General features: G+C 32.8%; 2 protein-coding genes. One reads left to right on the top strand and one right to left on the bottom strand.

Going from position 1 to position 2321, the window contains the following annotated elements:
• Positions 1–93: 93 nt before the first annotated feature.
• On the top strand, positions 94–1788 hold the full coding sequence (locus HRT72_11760) for a CotH kinase family protein (protein NQY68381.1): 1695 nt from the start codon (positions 94–96) through the stop codon (positions 1786–1788).
• 235 nt (positions 1789–2023) lie between these two features.
• On the opposite strand, the gene HRT72_11755 is transcribed toward HRT72_11760, so the two are convergent.
• On the bottom strand, positions 2024–2321 hold a 298-nt coding region (locus HRT72_11755; GenBank protein ID NQY68380.1), incomplete at its 5' end, for a hypothetical protein.

Here is a 2321-nt window from a genome sequence, read left to right as displayed (position 1 = left end):
CGTCAGCTTGAGGGGCTGGTGACCTTATGGTTGTGCTGGTTCGAGTCCAGTCTTGGGCACTAAAAAAACTTTTTTTCCAGAGTGATTAAAAACATGAAAACAAATTCCAGTTTCATAAAATTAACATTGATTTTTTCGATAGTCGGAATATTCATTCCAGAGCATACCGAATACATCCTTTTGAAATCTCAAAGAGTTCTGGATTTACTGGGACTTGAATTTTCCATTGCTTGGATTACTTTGTGGACACTGACTAGTTTTACTGGGCTGATTCTTCCATTTATATTTTACTATCACATTTCAAGCCTACCTAAAGAGAAACACAAATGGTTAATAATCAAACTGACATTATTCAATCTAATTGAGTACATACTTCTTCAATCTAGTTTGACTCCTCTATTCACAGATGTACATACTATTATCTTTAACTATGATGTGCGAAATGGAATGGAAAGCATATATACCGCTTGGCTTGCATTACCTATTTTGGTATTAATCAGTACATTTTTCAATCAAAAACTAGAGGGATTAAAATCGCACTTTAAAATACCAAAAGGAGTATATTTTTTCATCGGTCTTCTAATCCTTTTTCACCTCTTTACAGCATACACTAAATATGATACAAATGGTTATAATCAATTGAGAGCTATTTCTATCGAACAGGAAGAATCAGAAATAAATGAAAATAGGAACTGTCTTTCCATAAACGTCAATTTAGATAAAAAGACATTAGACAAGCACGATAGCATAGTCAATTCAATATTCAACGAATTAAAAGTTAACAGGTTAATTTACTATTTCATTGGAAATTTTGATCCCTACGAAACGGCTGAAGCATTGATGCCTAAACTTAAATACGACCCAGCAATTATCAAAATTGATAACAGCTATATAAAAGCAAAAATTAAGCTTACTGGAGGTAAGCCTGATCATTTTATCACCCCAAAACGTTCATTAAGAATTAAGTTAAAGGATACAACACTTTTAGGCATGACAAAGTTTAACCTGTATGACCCCTCGGCCAGACTCGGTGGCTTGTATGAGTGGGCTAATACTGAGTTAATGAGATCGATAGGTTTGATAGGTCTAAAAACCGGCTACGCAAGCGTTACTATTAATGACAAAAAACCAGGAACATTCTTTTATCAAGAACAACCTACCATTCAAACACTTACAACCAACAATAGAAAGCCAGGCCTAATTATAAGAATTAAACACTCAATAGATAAAGACGGGTTTACTAGAATAGAAGTAACAAATTATTACGATAAAAAATCTTTGCCTTCTAAAAAATACTTTAAAGAACAAAACGATATTTTGGAAAATAAAATTAGAAATTTAGACAAATCAGAAATTGGAATAGATCAGTTGATTTCCATCCCTAAAATGGCTAAATATCTTGCTTGCATCGATTTATGTAATGGGTATCACGGTGCGCGATTTCGTAATCTTTACTTTTACTTTAATCCGTCGGATTCTCTTTTAGAACCGATAGGTAGAGAGTTTGGAACAAATCAGACTGGAAGTATCTATAATGAGAAAGAGTCCAAATATGTAAGACGAATTTTCAAATCTCGTTCAATTAATTTCGATGAATATTATTACCCGCATTTAGAAAAGGTTTGTAAACCTGAGTTTTTGAATACCTTTTTCAAAAAAATTAATGCTGAATTAACAAATAGGCAATTTTGTTTATATAATGGTAATCCACCGGTTAATTCTTTTTCAAAGGACCGCTATTATTATAATCAAGCTTTAATAGCAACACACCTGGAAAACAGGAAATAGTTGATTCCCAGTTGGACTTATATTTAAAGCCAAGGATCTGATGAGCAATTCATATTGCAAAAATGACTACTATTTATAACACCGTAGACTCCCTGCTGTATACATTAATAGTAGCGAATTATTCACTATCTATCTTGACACTACAGGGAAAATACTTATATCGTACATTACTATAAGACCTCAATCTTAACTCCCAATTACGTATTACTTAACAATAGTTGGACAAACAATTTATTTATTCAAACTTTTGCCAATCCAAACATACTCCTTTAGAAAGCAAGGCAGCCAATTGAGAGAAAGTGCTATTCCCTTGATAGAAGAGCTGATCACACATACTCAACATCCATAAATCATCAATACTCTCTTCAAATATTTTCCGTAACAGATGGGTTTTCGAATCATCATTTATTGCCCAATAATGAATTCCCTTGTCTTTATTAAATTCTGGAAATTCCTTCGAGTTAGTAATCAAGTTCCCACCAACTTCATCAATAAATCGTTTTTCGATATCTGCATTATCTGTAGCCAAGAAT

This window comes from Flavobacteriales bacterium (assembly GCA_013214975.1).
In the GTDB taxonomy this organism is placed as follows: Bacteria; Bacteroidota; Bacteroidia; order DT-38; family DT-38; genus DT-38.
Note: the sequence above shows the minus strand (reverse complement) of the source record. Positions and strands in the feature narration are given on the sequence as shown.

Coding starts and splice junctions, on each gene's coding strand:
- HRT72_11760 (NQY68381.1), top strand. CDS start 94: ATGAAAACAAATTCCAGTTTCATAAAATTAACATTGATTTTTTCGATA.